The sequence below is a fragment of the Paraburkholderia mimosarum LMG 23256 = NBRC 106338 genome, assembly GCF_000739815.1.
Classification (GTDB): Bacteria; Pseudomonadota; Gammaproteobacteria; order Burkholderiales; family Burkholderiaceae; genus Paraburkholderia; species Paraburkholderia mimosarum.
Window position 1 is genome coordinate 1 of record NZ_BBJJ01000045.1, and the last position, 17899, is coordinate 17899.

13 protein-coding genes are annotated in these 17899 nt (G+C 65.6%); 9 read left to right on the plus strand and 4 right to left on the minus strand.

The window, feature by feature from the left end; translation table 11 throughout:
- Positions 1-162 precede the first annotated feature (162 nt).
- Positions 163-1125, plus strand: a complete 963-nt coding sequence (locus BMI01S_RS25675; RefSeq protein WP_028231956.1) for an IS110 family transposase — start codon at positions 163-165, stop codon at positions 1123-1125.
- Between the two features lie 80 nt (positions 1126-1205).
- On the opposite strand, the gene BMI01S_RS25680 is transcribed toward BMI01S_RS25675, so the two are convergent.
- On the minus strand, positions 1206-1856 hold the full coding sequence (locus BMI01S_RS25680) for an SGNH/GDSL hydrolase family protein (RefSeq protein WP_028231957.1): 651 nt from the start codon (positions 1854-1856) through the stop codon (positions 1206-1208).
- Positions 1857-1966: 110 nt separating this feature from the next.
- On the opposite strand from BMI01S_RS25680, the gene BMI01S_RS25685 reads away from it, so the two are divergent.
- The 4 genes from BMI01S_RS25685 to BMI01S_RS25700 all read left to right on the plus strand — a co-directional run bounded on the left by BMI01S_RS25685 (position 1967) and on the right by BMI01S_RS25700 (position 5070).
- Complete coding sequence (locus BMI01S_RS25685) at positions 1967-2569, plus strand: TetR/AcrR family transcriptional regulator (protein ID WP_028231958.1); 603 nt, start codon at positions 1967-1969, stop codon at positions 2567-2569.
- A gap of 165 nt (positions 2570-2734) precedes the next feature.
- A complete protein-coding gene (locus tag BMI01S_RS25690) occupies positions 2735-3418 on the plus strand; it encodes a type 1 glutamine amidotransferase domain-containing protein (protein ID WP_028231959.1) in 684 nt (227 codons plus the stop codon).
- Positions 3419-3620: 202 nt separating this feature from the next.
- A complete protein-coding gene (locus tag BMI01S_RS25695; RefSeq protein ID WP_028231960.1) occupies positions 3621-4718 on the plus strand; it encodes an NADH:flavin oxidoreductase/NADH oxidase in 1098 nt (365 codons plus the stop codon).
- Between the two features lie 52 nt (positions 4719-4770).
- Positions 4771-5070 carry a putative quinol monooxygenase gene (locus tag BMI01S_RS25700; protein ID WP_028210988.1) on the plus strand — a complete coding sequence of 100 codons (300 nt, stop codon included), beginning with the start codon at positions 4771-4773 and terminating at the stop codon, positions 5068-5070.
- A 96-nt stretch (positions 5071-5166) separates the two neighbouring features.
- On the opposite strand, the gene adhP is transcribed toward BMI01S_RS25700, so the two are convergent.
- A complete protein-coding gene (gene adhP / locus BMI01S_RS25705) occupies positions 5167-6195 on the minus strand; it encodes an alcohol dehydrogenase AdhP (RefSeq protein WP_028210989.1) in 1029 nt (342 codons plus the stop codon).
- Positions 6196-6422: 227 nt separating this feature from the next.
- Between adhP and BMI01S_RS25710 the strand changes: the two genes are divergently transcribed.
- From BMI01S_RS25710 to BMI01S_RS25725, 4 genes are all read left to right on the plus strand, one after another.
- Positions 6423-8792, plus strand: a complete 2370-nt coding sequence (locus BMI01S_RS25710) for a tetratricopeptide repeat protein (RefSeq protein ID WP_028231961.1) — start codon at positions 6423-6425, stop codon at positions 8790-8792.
- A gap of 208 nt (positions 8793-9000) precedes the next feature.
- Entirely contained in the window at positions 9001-14898 is a 5898-nt protein-coding gene (uvrA, locus tag BMI01S_RS25715) for an excinuclease ABC subunit UvrA (RefSeq protein WP_081723510.1), read from the plus strand.
- Between the two features lie 332 nt (positions 14899-15230).
- Positions 15231-15461, plus strand: a complete 231-nt coding sequence (locus tag BMI01S_RS25720) for an H-NS histone family protein (RefSeq protein WP_028210991.1) — start codon at positions 15231-15233, stop codon at positions 15459-15461.
- 362 nt (positions 15462-15823) lie between these two features.
- Positions 15824-16402 (plus strand): NnrU family protein, encoded by a 579-nt coding sequence (locus BMI01S_RS25725; protein WP_028210992.1) that lies wholly within the window; start codon positions 15824-15826, stop codon positions 16400-16402.
- A gap of 168 nt (positions 16403-16570) precedes the next feature.
- Here BMI01S_RS25725 and pcaG read toward each other — a convergent pair whose 3' ends face one another.
- Complete coding sequence (pcaG, locus tag BMI01S_RS25730) at positions 16571-17158, minus strand: protocatechuate 3,4-dioxygenase subunit alpha (RefSeq protein WP_028210993.1); 588 nt, start codon at positions 17156-17158, stop codon at positions 16571-16573.
- Positions 17159-17161: 3 nt separating this feature from the next.
- Entirely contained in the window at positions 17162-17866 is a 705-nt protein-coding gene (gene pcaH / locus BMI01S_RS25735) for a protocatechuate 3,4-dioxygenase subunit beta (protein ID WP_028210994.1), read from the minus strand.
- Positions 17867-17899 lie beyond the last annotated feature (33 nt).

Sequence of the window (17899 nt, forward strand, 5' to 3'; positions counted from 1 at the left end):
GTATCTTTCTGCTCACGGACGGCGGTCATGCAGCCTGATAACCATCATGGGCCTGAAAGCCCGTTAATGAGCATTCGGCGCATGACCGCTACCGTTCTTCGATAAGCCCGAACAGTTGCTTGAATTCAAATTCGCATTCACAAGAATGGGATCCGGGGAACCATGTCTGAAAAAATCGCTGTCGGAATTGATGTGGCAAAAGCCACCCTTGATGTCGCCTTCGGAGTTGCAGGAAGCGTCACGACCTATCCCAACACGCCAGCAGGCCACGAAGAGCTGCTCACCGCCCTTGCTGAATGCCAGGTTGATCTTGTGGTACTGGAAGCCACAGCCACAGGAAGCTACGAGGTGGCGGCTGGTTGTGCGTTGCAAAGCGCCGGCTACGCAGTTGCTATCGTGAATCCCCGGCAAGCCCGCGACTTCGCAAAGGCAATGGGAAATCTCGCGAAAACCGACCGGATTGACGCGCGTGCTCTGGCTCAGCTTGCCCAGGTGCTTGCGCAGCGAAGCGACAGGGACAAGATAGTCAAAATCCTGCCTTCGCCGCTGCAGCAGGAGCTTCAAGCCCTCGTTGCCCGTCGTCGTCAGATCGTCACATTGTTGACGTCAGAGCGACAACGACTTGGAATCAGCCACGAAGCCGTGCGCGGGAGTCTAACCGCCGTCATTGAGGTTCTTCAAAGTCAGCTCAAGGCTGTTGAAGCTGCCCTGGCGAAGCACGTCAAGGCGCATCACACCGGCCTGGTCGAACTGCTATCCAGTGTTCGCGGAGTAGGACCCGCTACCGTCGCCACGCTGATCGCCGACGTGCCAGAACTCGGCAAGCTGACGCGGCGTGAGGTCAGTGCGCTGATCGGGGTAGCGCCCTTCAACCGCGACTCGGGAGCGTTTCGCGGCAAACGAATGATCTTCGGCGGACGTGCCGCTGTCAGGCGCATGTTGTACATGGCGACTTTAGCGGCCGTACGCTTCAACCCGGTAATTGGGGCCTTCTATCATCGGCTCGTCGCCACCGGCAAGCCGAACAAGGTTGTTCTGGTTGCCTGCATGAGAAAGCTGCTGACTATCCTCAACGCCATCGCAAAAACAGGAAAGCCGTGGGATGAATCCATCCACACGGCTTGACTGGTAAGACAGTTGCTCATTAACGCCGCCCAGGCAATTCGGGCCGGCGGCGTTTTTTCTTTTTGTGCCTGCTTGCGCGTCTAAGCGCCGAAGCGCTGGCGCACGACTTCCGCGACGGCCTTGCCGAGCCGATGGTGTTGTGAGGCTTCGTAGTGAATGCCGTCGGTGGGGCTGACCGTCGCGAACTCGCCGGCATCGAGAAACGCCGAGCCGTACTTCACAGCCACGCGCTCGTAGAGCGGGGCGAGCAGGCGCGATTTCACTGTGCCGCCCGTGAAGATCTCGCCGAGGAAACCGATCTCTTCGATCGGCACCGGCGACATCAGCAGGACGTGCGGCGTCGCGCCGCCCGGACCCGCACGGCACGCGACGAGCGTTTCGAGCAGCACGTCGACCGAGTTCGCGATGTCGGCCGGCGTGACGGAAAAGCGCATCTTGAGGTCGTTGGTGCCGAGCATCAGCGCGACCACGTCCACCGGCAACTGGCTTTCGAGGCAAGGACGCAGGTAGGCGTGCCCGTTCTTGTGCCGGCCTTCGATGGGATCGTCGTGAACCGTGGTGCGCGCGGGCAGGCCTTCCTCGATGATCGTCCAGCCCGGCCCGAGTGCCTCGCGCAGCACGCCTGGCCAGCGGTCGGCAGGGCCGAATCGCTCGGACACGCCGGGCACGGTGACCGGCTTCGTGCCGTGCGTATTGGAATCCCCGTAACAGAGCAGGGTGCGTGACGTCATGGGTTGCCTCTCGCAGATGGTTGCCGTGATTGGGGGCGGACTGCAATGCCACTACTCAGCATCGGAGATTACTAGACGACTGGTCTAATTCCTCTGTAACATGCCGTCTCATGAATGCAGCGGCAGCCGTCGAAGTGCGGCAACACATCCTCGATACCGCCATGCCCATCTTGCTGGGCAAGGGCTTTTCCGCAGTCGGTCTCAATGAGATCCTGGCGGCCGCCGGTGTGCCCAAGGGTTCGTTCTATCACTATTTCGGCTCGAAAGAGGCGTTCGGCGAAGCGTTGCTGACGTCGTATTTCGCCGAATATGCGGAGCGCCTCGACGATCTGCTCGTGCGGCAGCCCGGCACGGCGGCCGAGAAGCTGATGCGCTACTGGGACGACTGGCGCATGATCCAGTGCGCCGACGATCCCGTAGGCAAGTGTCTCGCGGTGAAGCTGGGCGCCGAGGTGAGCGACCTTTCCGAGGCGATGCGCGAGGCGCTGCGACTCGGCACGGACGCGACGATCTCGCGCATTGCCGCGTGCATCGAAGCAGGGCGCGCGGACGGCTCGCTCGTCACCGTGAACGACGCCGCGACGATGGCGGTGACGCTCTACGAACTGTGGCTGGGCGCGACGCTGCTCGAAAAAATTCACCGCGACCGCAAGCCGCTCGATGCGGCCATGGCGACCACGCGAATCCTGTTGAACCTGCCTCCAGGCAACTAATCGAACGCAAAGCAGCGGCGGGCGCGGCGCGTGAACCGCGCGCGATTGTCGCGCATTGTGCCGATGATCTAGACGACCGGTCTAATAGCGCATACAGATCATGCCAATGAGGCTGGTTCCCAAGGGACGCGCAAGCGTCCAAACCTTACCGATAAAGGAATGCCGATGAAGGTACTGATCGTTTTGACCTCGCACGAGGACCTCGGCAATACGGGCAAGAAGACGGGCTTCTGGCTCGAGGAGTTCGCCGCGCCGTACTACGCGCTGCGCGACGCCGGTGTGGCGCTGACGCTCGCTTCGCCCAAAGGCGGCCAGCCGCCGCTCGACCCGAAGAGCAGCGATCCTTCCGCGCAGACCGATGCGACGCGGCGTTTCGCCTCCGACACCGAGGCGCAAGCGGCGCTTGCCAATACGAAACGGCTCGCCGATGTCGATGCGAGCGCGTTCGACGCCGTGTTCTATCCGGGCGGCCATGGCCCGCTCTGGGATCTCGCCGAAGATCCCGTGTCGATCGCATTGATCGAAAAGACGATCGCCGCAGGCAAGCCCGTCGCCGCGGTCTGTCACGCGCCCGGCGTGCTGCGTCATGTGAAGGGCGCGGACGGCAAGCCGCTCGTGGCCGGCAAGTCGGTCACCGGTTTTTCGAACGACGAAGAGGCGGCCGTGCAGTTGACCGACGTCGTGCCGTTCCTCGTCGAGGACATGCTGAAAGCCAACGGCGGCCAGTACTCGAAGGCCGCCGACTGGCAGCCGCACGTTGCGACCGCAGGCCTGCTCATCACGGGGCAGAACCCGGCGTCGTCCGAGCCGGTTGCCGAGGCCTTGCTCGCGGCGCTTCGTCGTGCCTGAGCGCGCCTGATCGTTCGCGTTCGCGCGCTTCGCTGCCGGGCGCGCCGCGAACGTCTCTCCCTGTTTCCTTTTCCTTCAGGCAACGCTGCGAGCGCCGCTCGCAGCGGCTGCCCGGCTGCGTGTTGCCGCAAGGAAATCCCGTTTTTGCCAACCGGCGCAGGCGCCGCGCGAGGCGCGACCTGTGCCCAGAAAGGAGTCGTAGATGTCCGCACTGCTCGAACCGTTCAAGCTCAAGGGCGTGTCCCTGCGCAACCGCATCGCCGTGCCGCCGATGTGCCAGTACATGGCCGTCGACGGCGTGATCAACGACTGGCACCACGTCCACTACGCGCAGATCGCGCGCGGCGGCGCGGGTCTCGTGATCGTCGAGGCGACGGCGGTTTCGCCCGAAGGGCGCATCACGCCGGCTTGCGCGGGCCTGTGGAACGACACGCAGACCGAGGCGTTCAAGCCCACCGTCGCGGCGATCAAGGCGGCGGGCGCGGTGCCCGGCATCCAGATTGCGCACGCGGGTCGCAAGGCTAGCGCGAACCGTCCGTGGGAAGGGGACGACCACATTGCCGATAGTGACGCGCGCGGCTGGCAGACCATCGCGCCATCGGCGATTGCGTTCGGCGCGCATCTGCCGAAGGTGCCCAGGGCGATGACGCTCGACGACATCGCGCGCGTACGCGAGGACTTCGTGGCCGCGGCGAAGCGCGCGCTCGAAGCGGGCTTCGAATGGCTCGAGCTGCATTTCGCGCACGGCTATCTCGGCCAGAGCTTTTTCTCGACGCATTCGAACCAGCGCGACGACGTCTATGGCGGCAGCCTCGAGAACCGCAGCCGTTTCCTGCTGGAAACGCTGGCCGCGGTGCGCAAGGTCTGGCCGGAGCACTTGCCGCTGACCGCGCGCTTTGGTGTGATCGAGTACGACGGCCGCGACGAGGAGACGCTCGCCGAGTCGATCGAACTCGCCAAGGGCTTCAAGCGCGAAGGGCTGAACATGCTGGGCGTCAGCGTCGGTTTCTCGACGCCCGCCGCGCAGATTCCGTGGGCGCCCGCGTTCCTCGCGCCGATCGCGCAGAAGGTGCGCCGCGCGGCCGGGCTGCCGGTTTCGTCGGCGTGGGGTATCGGCACGCCCGAACTGGCTGAACGCTCGGTGGCGAAGGAGCAGCTCGACGTCGTGATGGTCGGGCGCGCGCATCTCGCGAATCCGCACTGGCCGTACTTCGCGGCGCAGGATCTCGGCGTCGAGCGCGCCGCGTGGACCTTGCCCGCGCCATACGCGCACTGGCTCGAGCGCTACAAGGTCGGCTGACCCTGGCTGAAGTTTGCCGACCCCCCAAACCGTTGACGACGAGGAAATTCTAATGACCGTTTATCTGTTCGCGAGCATCACGCCCAAGCCCGAGCATGTCGCCGACGTCGAAGCGCTCATGCTCGACATGGTCGTACAGACGCGCAAGGAGCCGGGCAATGTGCGCTACGACCTGCTGCGCCGCGCCGACGGCGCACCGGGCTTCTACCTCTACGAGATCTATCTCGACGAGGCCGCAGTGCAGGCGCACCGCGAAAGCGCGCACTTCATCGCGTACCGCGCGAAGATCGGCGCCTGGGTCACGGAGCCGCCCGAGGTCAAGATCCTGACGGGCGTGGACGTCGCGGGCTGAAGCGCGCCGTTGCCGTGCTTGTCGCGTTGGCAAGCTCGCGCCGGACGTCGCCAGGCAGCGGCGTCCGGCGCCTGTTGCTCAAGCGCCACGCACCGCTCAACCAGCCATATCCAGCACGACGCGGCCTTCGATCGCGCCGCGCTCCATGCGCGAGAACACGTCGTTGATGTTTTCCAGCTTGTCGGTGGAGACGGTCGCCTTGACCTTGCCTTCCTCGGCGAACATCAGCGACTCTTCGAGATCCAGCCGCGTGCCGACGATCGAGCCGCGCACCGTCACGCCGCCCAGCACCATGTCGAAGATCGGCAGGGGGAAGTCGCCGGGCGGCAGGCCGTTGAGCGACACCGTGCCGCCCCGGCGCACCATGCCGAGCGCCTGCGAAAACGCGATTGGCGAAACCGCGGTGACCAGCACGCCGTGCGCGCCGCCGATTTCCTTCTTCAGATACGCAGCGGGGTCGGTCGTTTTCGCGTTGACGGTCACGGTCGCGCCGAGACGTTTCGCGAGTTCGAGTTTCGTATCGTCGACATCGACGGCCGCGACGTTGAGCCCCATCGCGCGCGCGTATTGCACGGCCATGTGACCGAGGCCGCCCACGCCGGAAATCACGACCCAGTTGCCGGGGCGCGTGTCGGTGACCTTCAGGCCCTTGTAGACCGTCACGCCTGCGCAAAGCACCGGTGCGATCTCGATGAAGTCGATCGACTTCGGCAGGCGGCCCACGTAGTTCGCGTCGGCTTTTGCGTATTGCGCGAAGCCCCCGTTCACTGAATAGCCGGTGTTCTTCTGCTGCTCGCAAAGCGTTTCCCAGCCCCCCAGGCAATGCTCGCAATGGCCGCAGGCGGAATAGAGCCACGGAATGCCCACACGGTCGCCTTCCTTCACATGCGTGACGCCCGCGCCCACGCCCACGACGTAGCCCACGCCCTCATGGCCAGGAATGAACGGCGGCTGGGGCTTGACGGGCCAGTCCCCATGCGCCGCATGCAGGTCCGTGTGGCAGACGCCGCATGCTTCGATCTTCACCAGCAGCTCGCCCGGACCCGGGGTTGGAACGTCCACTTCCTCGAGGACGAGGGGTTTGCCAAACGCGCGGACTACCGCAGCTTGCATCGTCTTGCTCATCGTCGTGCTCCTGAATGGCGGCGCGCGGCCGGATGCGAAGGGCATCGCGGTGTCGCCGGGCGTCCGCGTTCAACTTGAAAGTTTGAGCGAAAGGGCGTGCACGTGCGATGAGCGTGCGCAAGTGTTGGGTGACTGGGGAAATAAGAGGGAAAAGTTTTCGAACGAATCTGCCGTTAATATCGGACGAGGGGCGGCAACCGTGCCGCTGCCCCAATTCAGTCAACCCGATGCAGAACGATTCCCTCTTCGATCGCGCAAGCGAAAGTCATTTCGCCGGCGACCTCGCGCGCGCGCGTCAGTTGTACGCCGAACTGCTTGCTGTCGATGCCGCGCACGCGGGCGCGATGTTTCGTCTCGGCGTGATCGGGTTGCAGGAGGGCGCGCCCGCCGACGCGACCGGCTGGCTGGAGCGTGCGCTAGCCGTCGACCCAGGGCAGCGGCGCTACCGCGAAGCGCTGGCTCAGGCCTATGCGATGGCGGGACGCCATGCCGAAGCGGCAGCGGTCTACCGCGGTCTGCTCGCGGAAGAGGCGACGTCCGTCGATTTCCGGTGCGGCCTTGCTGCGGCATTGCAGGCGCACGGTGCGCTGGCGCAAGCCGCCGACGCGTGGCGAGCGGCGCTGCAGTCCGATGCGAACCGCGCCGATGTCTGGAACAACCTCGGCAATTGTCTTCGCCTGCTGGGCGAATCCGGCGAGGGCGAGGCGGCATATCGCCGCGCGCTCGCCATCCGACCCGGCGACGCCAACGCGTTGACGAACCTCGGCACGTTGCTTCAGGAGCAAGGGCACGACGAAGAGGCGCTCGCGCATTTGCGCGCCGCGTTGGCGGCGGCGCCGGACACGGCGGTCGCGATGATCAACGTGGGCGTGCTGCTGACGCGCCTGGGTCACCTCGATGAGGCGCTGTCCTTGCTCGAACGCGCAGTCGCGCTCGAACCGCACGTCGCGCATGCTGCTTATAACTACGGTGTCGCGCTTCAGGCGCGCGGCCAGCTGCCCGAAGCGCAAGCGCAATATCGCCGTGCGCTCGCGCTCGATCCTGCGCTTGCGGAAGCGGCAAACAATCTGGGCAACGTCTGCCGCGATCTCGGCGAGCATCGGGCCGCACACGAAGCGTACGAAACGGCCATTCGCGTTCGTCCGGGTTTCGTCGATCCGTACAACAACGCAGCGAACCTGATGCGCGCGCGAGGCCGGCTCGACGAAGCGCAGGCGCTGCTGCGCCAGGCGCTCGATCTCGATCCGTCACGTTCGGCCACGCTCAATAACCTCGGCAACGTGCTCAAGGACTGCGGGGATCTGGACGAGGGCATCGAGTGTTTCCGCCGGGCCGTGATGATCGAGCCAGGCAATCTGACCGCGCACAGCAACCTCCTGTACGCCCTGTCGTTCCAGGCTGCCGATCCGAAGGCGATTCTCGACGAGGCGCGACGTTGGTCGGCGCAACATGAAGCGCCCTTGGGCCCGGCGCGCACGCACGACGATGCCGAACCCGCGGAAGGAAGGCGACTGCGCATCGGCTATGTATCGGCCGATTTTCGTGAGCATTGCCAGGCATTGTTCATGACGCCGCTGCTCGCGCATCATGACCGCACTCGCTTCGAGATTCATGCGTATTCGAGCGTCGTGAGGCCCGACGCGACGACCGCGCGTCTGGCTTCAGACGTCGAAAACTGGCACGAAGTCCGCGGCCTGAGCGACGCGGCGCTGGCGGACACGATCCGCGCGGACGGTATCGACATCCTCGTCGATCTCACGATGCACATGTCCGATGGCCGGCCGTTGCTGTTCGCTCGCAAGCCGGCGCCGGTGCAGGTCGCCTGGCTCGCGTATCCAGGCACGACCGGGATCGGGGCGATCGACTGGCGGCTCACCGACCCCTGGCTCGACCCGCCCGGCCACGACGGTCACTACACGGAGCGCTCGTGGCGCCTGCCGCACACGTTCTGGTGCTATGATCCGCTTGCTTCGGAGCCCGAAATGAACGCGCTGCCGGCATCGAGCGCAGGGTACGTCACGCTTGGCAGTCTCAACAACCCCTGCAAGCTCACGGATACGACGTTGCGGCTATGGGCACGCGTATTCGCCCGTCTGCCTACGGCGCGCCTCGTGTTCATGGCAGCCGAAGGCGGCGCGCAGCGCCGTCTCGCGCAGCGCCTCGCGCATGCCGGAATCGATCCGTCGCGCGTGCGTTTCCTGCCATTCAGGCCGCGCGACGCTTATTTGCGCAGCTATCACGAGTTCGATCTGAGTCTCGATACGTTGCCCTACAACGGCCATACCACGTCGCTCGACGCGTTCTGGATGGGGGTGCCCGTCGTCACGCGCATCGGGCCGACGGTGGCGGGGCGTGCGGGATTGAGCCAGCTCGCGAACCTGGGCCTCACCGATCTGGCAGCCGATTCCGACGAGGCATTCGTGGAGGCGGCCGTGAGTCTCGCGACCGACCTGCCGCGCCTCGCCATGCTGCGCGCGACGCTGCGCGAGCGCATGGCGCAGTCGCCGCTCATGGACGGCGAGCGTTTTGCACGCGGTGTCGAGTCGGCGTACGAAGGCATGTGGCGGGTGGCCTCGCAATCGCGACCTGGCGCGTAAATTCGCCCAAATATTTCGATAGCAGGCGGCGACGCGGTGCCCGGCACGCCTTCAGCGTGCTGTATAAATATACAGTAGAATCTCTGCCTGACAGCCAGGGCTGCGCGCCGGTGTTTCCGCGCGCGCCCCGCTGCAAGCTGCCGGGCCGCGCCGCCACTCGCGCGCCGTCCGGCCCCATGCGTGTGATCCAGCCGGAATGCCAGCGCAAGTGAGCGAAAACCGATCCATCCGTATCCGTGGTGCCCGCCAGCACAACCTCAAGAACCTCGACCTCGACCTCCACACCGGCGAAATGACGGTCGTCACCGGGCCTTCCGGCTCGGGCAAGTCGAGCCTCGTATTCGACACGCTTTACGCCGAAGGCCAGCGCCGCTACGTCGAAACCTTCAGCGCCTACGCGCGCCAGTTCCTCGACCGCATGGACCGGCCGCAGGTCGATCGCGTCGACGGCGTGCCCCCGGCCATCGCCATCGACCAGACCAATCCGGTGCGCAGCTCGCGCTCCACGGTTGGCACGATGACCGAGCTCAATGACCACCTGAAGCTGCTTTACGCGCGCGCCGCGAACCTGTTCGACCGTGTCACGGCGCAGCCCGTGCGGCACGACACGCCCGAGACGATTTACGCGGAGCTGACGGCGCGCACGGCGGTTGGCGATCCGCGCCTCGTGGTCACGTTCCCGGTCGAGCTGCCCGATACGACTACCGAGGAAGAAGTCGCGCAATGGCTTTCCGCGAGCGGATACACACGCGTGCAGGCCCAGCGCGAGGTGAAGACCGCCGAGGGCACGCGCAAGCTGCTCGACGTGGTCGCCGACCGTTTCCGCATGCAGAACGTGGAGAAAAGCCGCGCGATCGAGGCGATCGAGGCTTCGCTCAAGCGCGGTAGCGGGCGAGTGAACGTCTATGTGCTGCCGGCGAGCGATGCGGATGACCAAGCCGAGCCGCAGATCTGGCGATTCTCGACCGGCCTCCATTGCCCCGATAGCGACTTGCGCTACGCCGACCCGCAGCCCGCGATGTTCTCGTTCAATTCAGCGTACGGCGCCTGCGATGCGTGCCGCGGTTTTGGCCGCGTGATCGGCGTCGACTGGGGACTTGTGATCCCGGACGAGCGCAAGACGCTGCGCGGCGGCGCGATCAAGCCGCTGCAAACGCCCGCGTGGAAAGAATGCCAGGACGACCTGATGCGTTATGCCGCGAAGGCGGGCATTCCGCGCGATACCGCGTGGTCGGAGCTGACCCAGGCGCAACGCGACTGGGTCATCAATGGCGCGCCCGACTGGAAGGGCAGTTGGCAAACCCAGTGGTACGGCGTGAAGCGCTTTTTCCAGTATCTGGAGTCGAAGGCTTACAAGATGCACATTCGCGTGCTGCTGTCGAAATACCGCAGCTACACGCCGTGCGATACGTGCGGCGGCGCGCGCCTTAAGACCGAGTCCCTGCAATGGCGTCTCGGCACACGGGAGAACGCCGACGACGTGCTCGCGCCATCCGCGCGTTTCCAGCCGCACGGCGTGGACTGGACGCGCGCGCAGCTCGAAGCGCTGCCGGGCCTCACCGTGCACGACATCATGCTTTTACCGATCGAGCGCATCCGCCGTTTCTTCGACCATCTTTCGCTATCCTCAGCATTGCTCGACGACGCGCTCAAGCTGCTGCTCGAGGAGGTCCGCACACGCCTGAAGTATCTCTGCGACGTGGGCCTCGGCTACCTCACGCTCGACCGCCAGAGCCGCACGCTCTCGGGCGGCGAAGTGCAGCGCATCAACCTGACCACGGCGCTCGGTACCTCGCTCACCAAGACGCTGTTCGTGCTCGACGAGCCGAGCATCGGCCTGCATCCGCGCGACCTCAACCGTATCGTCGAGGCGATGCAGCGGCTGCGCGACGCGGGCAACACGCTCGTCGTGGTCGAGCACGATCCTTCGGTGATGCTGGCGGCCGATCGTCTCATCGACATGGGCCCCGGTCCCGGCGAGCGCGGCGGCACGATCGTCTACGACGGCACGCCCGACGACATCCGTTCCTCGGGCACCTTGACGGGCGAATACCTGGGCGGCCATCGCGCCGTCGCCGACGCCTCGCACTGGGCGCGCCGCGCCGTGGATGCAGCCACGCCGAGCCTGCTGCTCGAAGGCGCGAGCGAGCACAACCTGCGCGACGTGACCGTGCAGATTCCATTGCAGCGCCTCGTTTGCGTGACGGGTGTATCGGGTTCGGGCAAGTCGACGCTCGTGCAGGACGTGCTTTATCCGGCGCTCGCGCGTCATCTCGGCAAGGCCACGGAAGCGCCGGGGGTGTTCCGCAAGCTGAGCGGCGCCGAGCTGATCAGCGACGCCGTGTTCGTCGACCAGTCGCCGATCGGCAAGACGGCGCGCTCGAATCCCGCGAGCTATGTCGGCGCGTTCGACGAGATCCGCAAGCTGTTCGCGAAGGCGACGCTCGCGAAGCAGCGCGGCTATGCCGCGGGCATGTTCAGCTTCAACTCGGGCGAAGGGCGTTGCCCGACGTGCGGCGGCTCGGGCTTCGAGCACATCGAAATGCAGTTTTTGAGCGACGTGTATCTGCGCTGCCCCGATTGCGACGGCAGCCGTTATCGCGCGGAAGTGCTCGAAGTGAAGATCGAGCGCGGCGGCCGCGCGCTTTCGGTGGCGGACGTGCTCGATCTCACGGTGAGCGAGGCGGTGCAGTGCTTCGCTGAGGATGCCGAAGTATTGCGCGTGCTGCAGCCTATCGTGGACGTGGGTCTCGAATACGTGAAGCTCGGCCAGCCGGTGCCGACGCTCTCGGGCGGCGAGGCGCAGCGTCTCAAGCTCGCGGGCTATCTCGCGGAAACCACGCAGTCGCGCGGCAAGGAGGCGGGCGGCCGTCTCTTCATGTTCGACGAGCCGACCACGGGTCTGCATTTCGACGACATCGCCAAGCTGATGCGCGCGTTCGGCAAGCTGCTCGCGGGCGGTCATTCGCTGCTCGTGATCGAGCACAACCTCGACGTGATCCGCGCGGCCGACTGGCTGATCGACCTCGGCCCCGAAGGCGGCGACGCGGGCGGCGAAGTGGTGTGCGTCGGCACGCCCGAAGACGTGATCGCGTGCCCACGCTCGCACACGGGTGCGGCGCTCGAGCGCTACGAAGCGGCGCTGGGCAGCGGCGTCGAGCTGCTGGCCGAAGAAGAGGGCGTGGCACTGCAAACCGCGTTGCGCGCCGCGCAGTCGCGCCGCGAAGTCCAGGGCGAGGATGTCGTGCGCATCGTGAATGCGCGCGAGCACAACCTCAAGTCGCTCGACGTCGATATTCCGCACGGGCGCTTCAACGTCATCACCGGCGTGTCGGGCTCGGGCAAGTCCACGCTGGCCTTCGACATCCTCTTTCACGAAGGGCAGCGGCGCTACCTCGAGTCGCTCAACGCGTACGCGCGCTCGATCGTGCAGCCCGCGGGCCGCCCCGAAGTCGATGCCGTGTACGGCATTCCGCCGACCGTCGCGATCGAGCAGCGCCTTTCGCGCGGCGGACGCAAGAGCACGGTCGCCACGACCTCCGAGGTGTGGCACTTCCTGCGCCTGCTCTATGTGAAGCTCGGGGTGCAGCACTGCGTGCACGATGGCACGCCGGTCACCTCGCAGAGCGTCGATGTGATCGTTGCCCAGCTTCTGCGCGAGCATCGGGGGCAGCATGTCGGCCTGCTCGCGCCGCTCGTCGTCAATCGCAAGGGCGTGTACACCGATCTTGCCAAGTGGGCGAAGGCACGTGGCAATACGCATCTGCGCGTGGACGGGGAATTCGTGAGCGTTGCGCCGTGGCCCAAGCTCGACCGCTTCCGCGAGCACACGATCGAGCTGCCCGTGGGCGATCTCGTGATCGAGCCGGAAAACGAGGCGCAATTGCGCGCGATGCTCGACGCGACGCTCGAAGCGGGCAAGGGCATCGTGCATTTGCTCGCGCCGCTCGATGGCCTCGATCATGCGCTCGGCAATGGCGGATCGACTTCGCGCATCGGCACCGTGAAGGTGCTGTCCACGCGGCGCGCGTGCCCGGTTTGCGGCACGAGCTACCCCGAACTGGATCCGCGCCTCTTCTCGTACAACAGCAAGCATGGCTGGTGCACGACCTGCGTGGGAACGGGCCTTGCGCTCACGCGCGAACAGCGCGCCGCCTACGACGACACGATCGTCGCCGAGGACGGCCGCGGCCGCGAGCAAACCTTGCCTTCGGAAGAGCAGGAGCCCGAAGGCCTTGCCGACGAGCCATGCCATGATTGCGGCGGCACGCGCCTGAATCCGGTCGCGCGCGCCGTGACGTTCGACGCGCATCCGATTGTCGACGTCGCCCAGTGGACCGTGGCGGATACGCGCCGCTGGATCGACGCGCTGAAGCTCAACGGCCGCGATGCGCAGATCGCGCGCGACGTGGTGAGCGAGATCCGCAGCCGTCTGCAGTTCCTCGAGGAAGTCGGGCTCGGCTATCTGAGCCTCGATCGCGCCGCGCCGAGTCTTTCGGGCGGCGAGGCGCAGCGCATTCGCCTCGCCGCACAACTGGGCAGCAATCTGCAGGGCGTGTGCTACGTGCTCGACGAGCCGACCATCGGCCTGCATCCGCGCGACAACCAGATCCTGCTCGACGCGCTGCGCAGCCTGGGCGACAAGGGCAACACGCTCGTCGTGGTCGAGCACGACGAGGACACGATCCGGCGCGCCGATCACATCATCGATATCGGTCCGAGCGCGGGCAAGCGGGGCGGCCGCGTGGTCGCGCAGGGCAGCGTGGCCGATCTCGCGGCGCAGGCCGATTCGCTCACGGGCCGCTATCTCGCGCATCCGATCCAGCACCCGCTGCAGCCGCGCCGCGAAGTGCGGCCCGCGCGCGCGGGCCGCGAGGCGGTGCCGGGCCAATGGCTCACCGTGCATGGCGGCAAGCTGCACAACCTGCGCAACGTGACCGCCCAGATTCCCCTCGGACGCCTCGTGGCGATCACGGGCGTGAGCGGCTCGGGCAAGTCCACGCTCGCGCGCGACGTGCTGCTGTCCAATCTGCTCGACGCGGTGGGGCGCTCGGTGCTTTCGTCGCCGGCCGAGCGCCGGGCGCGCAAGGCCGTCAAGGAGCGCGCGCCGAGCGCGGCCGAGCGCCGTTCGAGCGTGCTTGCGCGCACGAGTGCGAAGCCGAAGCTCCAGGTCTCGCATGTGTGGCAGGGCTGCGATTCGATCAGCGGATGGGAAAGCATCGACCGCGTGCTCGAAGTCGACCAGACGCCGATCGGAAAAACGCCGCGTTCCTGTCCCGCGACCTATATCGGCGTGTGGGATGCGATACGCCGGCTCTTTGCGGACACGCTCGAGGCGCGCGCCCGCGGCTACAGCGCCTCGCGCTTCTCGTTCAACACCGGCGACGGCCGCTGCCCCGCGTGCGAAGGGCAGGGCGTGCGCACCATCGGCATGAGCTTCCTGCCTGACGTGAAGGTGCCGTGCGACGTGTGTCACGGTCAACGCTTCAATCCGGAAACGCTGGCCGTGACGTGGCGTGGCCGCAATATCGGCGAAGTGCTGACGATGGAGATCGACGAGGCGGTGGAGTTCTTCGGGTCGATCACGAGCATTTCCCATCCTCTGCAACTCATGAAGGACGTGGGCCTCGGCTATCTCACGCTGGGCCAGCCTTCGCCCACGCTATCGGGCGGCGAAGCGCAGCGCATCAAACTCGTGACCGAGCTTTCCAAGGTGCGCGACGACGTCACGCGGCGGGGCCAGAAGGCGCCGCACACGCTCTACGTGCTCGACGAGCCCACCGTCGGCTTGCACATGGCCGACGTGGCGCGCCTCATCAGCGTGCTGCACCGGCTGGCCGATGCGGGGCACAGCGTCGTCGTGATCGAGCACGACCTCGACGTGATCGCCGAAGCCGACTGGATCATCGATCTCGGCCCCGAAGGCGGCGTCGGCGGCGGCACGATCGTCGACGCCGCCGATCCCGAAGCGCTCGCAAAGGTGGCGGCGAGTCATACCGGCGCAGCGCTCGCGCCGGTGCTCGCACGCGGCCAGGGCGGCGCGCACGTGGCTGACCGGAAACCGGCGACGGATCGGCTGGCTGCGAATTCGACGGGTTCGCGCTGATTGCGCCGATTGCGCCGATTGTGCTGATTGCGCGGAGCGGGCCGCAAACGCCCGCTCCGCCTTGAAACCGCTTGATCTGTGCCGCGCGCGCAAGGTATCATCGGTTCCGCTTGCAGCAAACGTTCGCTCACCTGTAGCGGCGCATTCTGGCGAGCGGAGCCGCGGACCACAGATCCCCTCCGAACCGGCCACGGGTTCCACATCCGGGTCACCTCATCAGTGCAGCAAGGCTTCGCAACAAGTCCGCGAAGCCTTTGTCTTTTCAGGGAAGACGATTCGATGCCGATCGTCGTATCGGCGCCTGCCCTTGACGAAGCGAGAGGAATTAATCGATGTTCGACCTCGATGGAGAGGCGCGCGAACGGCTCATCGTGTGGATTCGACGCCGCATGGAAGAGTACGGTATTACGCTCGAAGAGCTTGAAGCGTCCATTGCCGAAAGCGAAAAAATACCGAAGTACCGCGACGCATACGGGAACACGTGGAATGGCGAGGGTGACATGCCGTCCTGGCTGTTGCGCTATAAGCACGCGGGACAGGATATCGAGCATTTTCGCGTCTAGCCGTGATGGGCCGCGTGGGCGCGTAAAAGCGCGCTGGCGTTGCCGTTCGGCTGCCTTACTGTTCCCGGCGCGTTCCCCGGCGCAAGCCGCGAAGCCCGCGCATCGGCGCGGCGTCCAGTATTATTCAGCATAGTTTTAAAATCGCTTTCGGCGCGGGCCGGGTATTAACCGCGCGTCGTAATCACCGTGCCGTTTTTGCAGTGCAATGATTTACGCATTGCCTTTTTTGACGTTTTCGTTGGCAATTGGCGGCTTATGTGCGTCGCGAATTGATCAGCTTTTTTGAAAACGCCGGTTGGCCGCGCGATCAAGCTGCGCGACAATCTCGCCCATTGCGTTCTTGCTGCGGCAAGGAGGTTGTCATGGCGATACTCGTGCTGGGCCTCGCGATTTTCATCGGCGTTCATTCGATTCGCATCGTGGCGGGCCCGTGGCGCGCCGCGCAGATCGAACGCTTCGGCCCCCGTGCCTGGCGGGGCGCATTCGCGGCGCTCTCGATCGCGGGCTTCGTGCTCATCGTCTATGGCTACGGCCATTCCCGCCGCTACCCGGTGCCGATCTGGCTGCCGCCTTTCTGGACCGCACACGTCACCGCGCTCCTCACCGCTATCGCCTTCATCATGATCGTGGCGGCCTATGTGCCGGGCAACCACATCAAGCGCGCGCTCGGGCAGCCCTTCGTGAGCGGCGTCGCGCTGTGGGCGTTCGCGCATCTGCTCGCCAACGGCACGCTCAACGACATCATTCTGTTTGGGGTCTTTCTCGTCTGGGCGCTCATCGAATTGCGAAAGGAGAACCAGCGCGATCGCGAAGCCGGCGTCGTCTATCCGCCGGGGCAGGCATCGCGCGACGGGCTCGTCGTCGTGATCGGCCTCGTGGTCTGGGCCGTGTTCGCGTTCTGGCTCCATGGCATCCTGATTGGCGTGCGGCCGGTCGGCTGAACGCGCGGCCAGCTTCGAACGAGCGGCAAAAAAAGAAGCCTGCGCTGGGCAGGCTTCATAAGGCGCAAACAGGCGTTTCGCGGCCATTCGCAGCGTGGCGATGCCACGGTCCGGTCACGAAAGGCGCGTGAAAGTCGAGACCAACTTCCCGGCGCCAGCCGCGATGCACTACAGATCGAAGAACACCGTTTCCTGTTCGCCCTGCATGCGGATGTCGAACTGATAGACGATGCTGCCGGCCTGCTTGCAGCGTCGCGCGATGAGCGTGTCGCGGCGTGCCGCGGGCACGGCTGCGAGAACCGGGTCTTCGGCGTTCGCCGCGGCCTCGTCTTCGAAGTAGATGCGCGTGAAGGCGTGCGTCAGCAGACCGCGCATCATCACGATCACGTTCACGTGCGGCGCTTCCCCGGCGTTTTCGCTGCCCGGCTTCACGGTGCGGACGACGAAGCGGTGCTGCGAGTCCGTGCCCGTGCCAACCCGTGCGAAACCGCGGAAGCCGTTCTGGGCGATCGCTTCGCGCGACGCCGGATAGCGGCCGTTCGCGTCGACTTGCGAAAACTCGAGCATCGCGTCGAACACGGGGTTGCCGTCGCCGTCGATCACGCGGCCGATCAACGTGATGTGCTCGCCCGGCGTTTCGGGCCCGGCCATGTCGGGCGTGAAGAGGCTCTTCAGATCGAAATCGTATTGTTGCGGACACAGGCCGTAGGCGAAGTACGGGCCGACGGTTTGCGAAGGCGTTTCCTTGAGTGCCATGGTTCAACGCTCCGTGGGGGTTTGGTTCGGGCCGCGCAGCACGATGTCGAATTCGTAGCCGAGTGCGAAGCCTTCTTCGGTGGTATCGAGGGAGAAGCGCGAAATCAGTCGTTCGCGGGCGTTCTCGGGCGTACCCTGGTAGATCGGATCGAACGCGAGCAGCGGGTCGCCGGGGAAATACATCTGCGTGACGAGACGCGAGCCGAAGTAGTCGCCGAACAACGAGAAGTGGATGTGATTCGGACGCCACGCGTTCGGGTGATTGCCCCAGGGATAGGCGCCCGGCTTGATCGTCAGAAAGCGATAGCGGCCGTCGTTGTCGGTGATCGCGCGGCCCGCGCCGAGGAAGTTGGGGTCGAGCGGCGCTTCGTGCTGGTCCTGCTTGTGGACGTAGCGGCCCGCTGCGTTGGCCTGCCAGATCTCGACGAGCGTATTGCGCACCGGCTTGCCGCCTTCGTCGAGCACGCGGCCCGTCACGATGATGCGCTCGCCGAGCGGCGCGCCGTTTTTGGCCGCGTTGCGCGTGAGATCGTGATCGAGCGCGCCCAGGTCGTCGGTGCCGTACACGGGGGCGTGCTGGTTGCGCAGTTTCTCCTTCAGCGGAATCAGCGGCAGCGTGGGTCCGCGCTTGACCGACGAGCGGTACGGCGGATAGACGTACGCGGGATGCGAGTCGAAATCGCGCGGCGACAGGATGGACTCGTCCATGGGTGTCTCCTGGGTGGATTATTGGGGAAATGG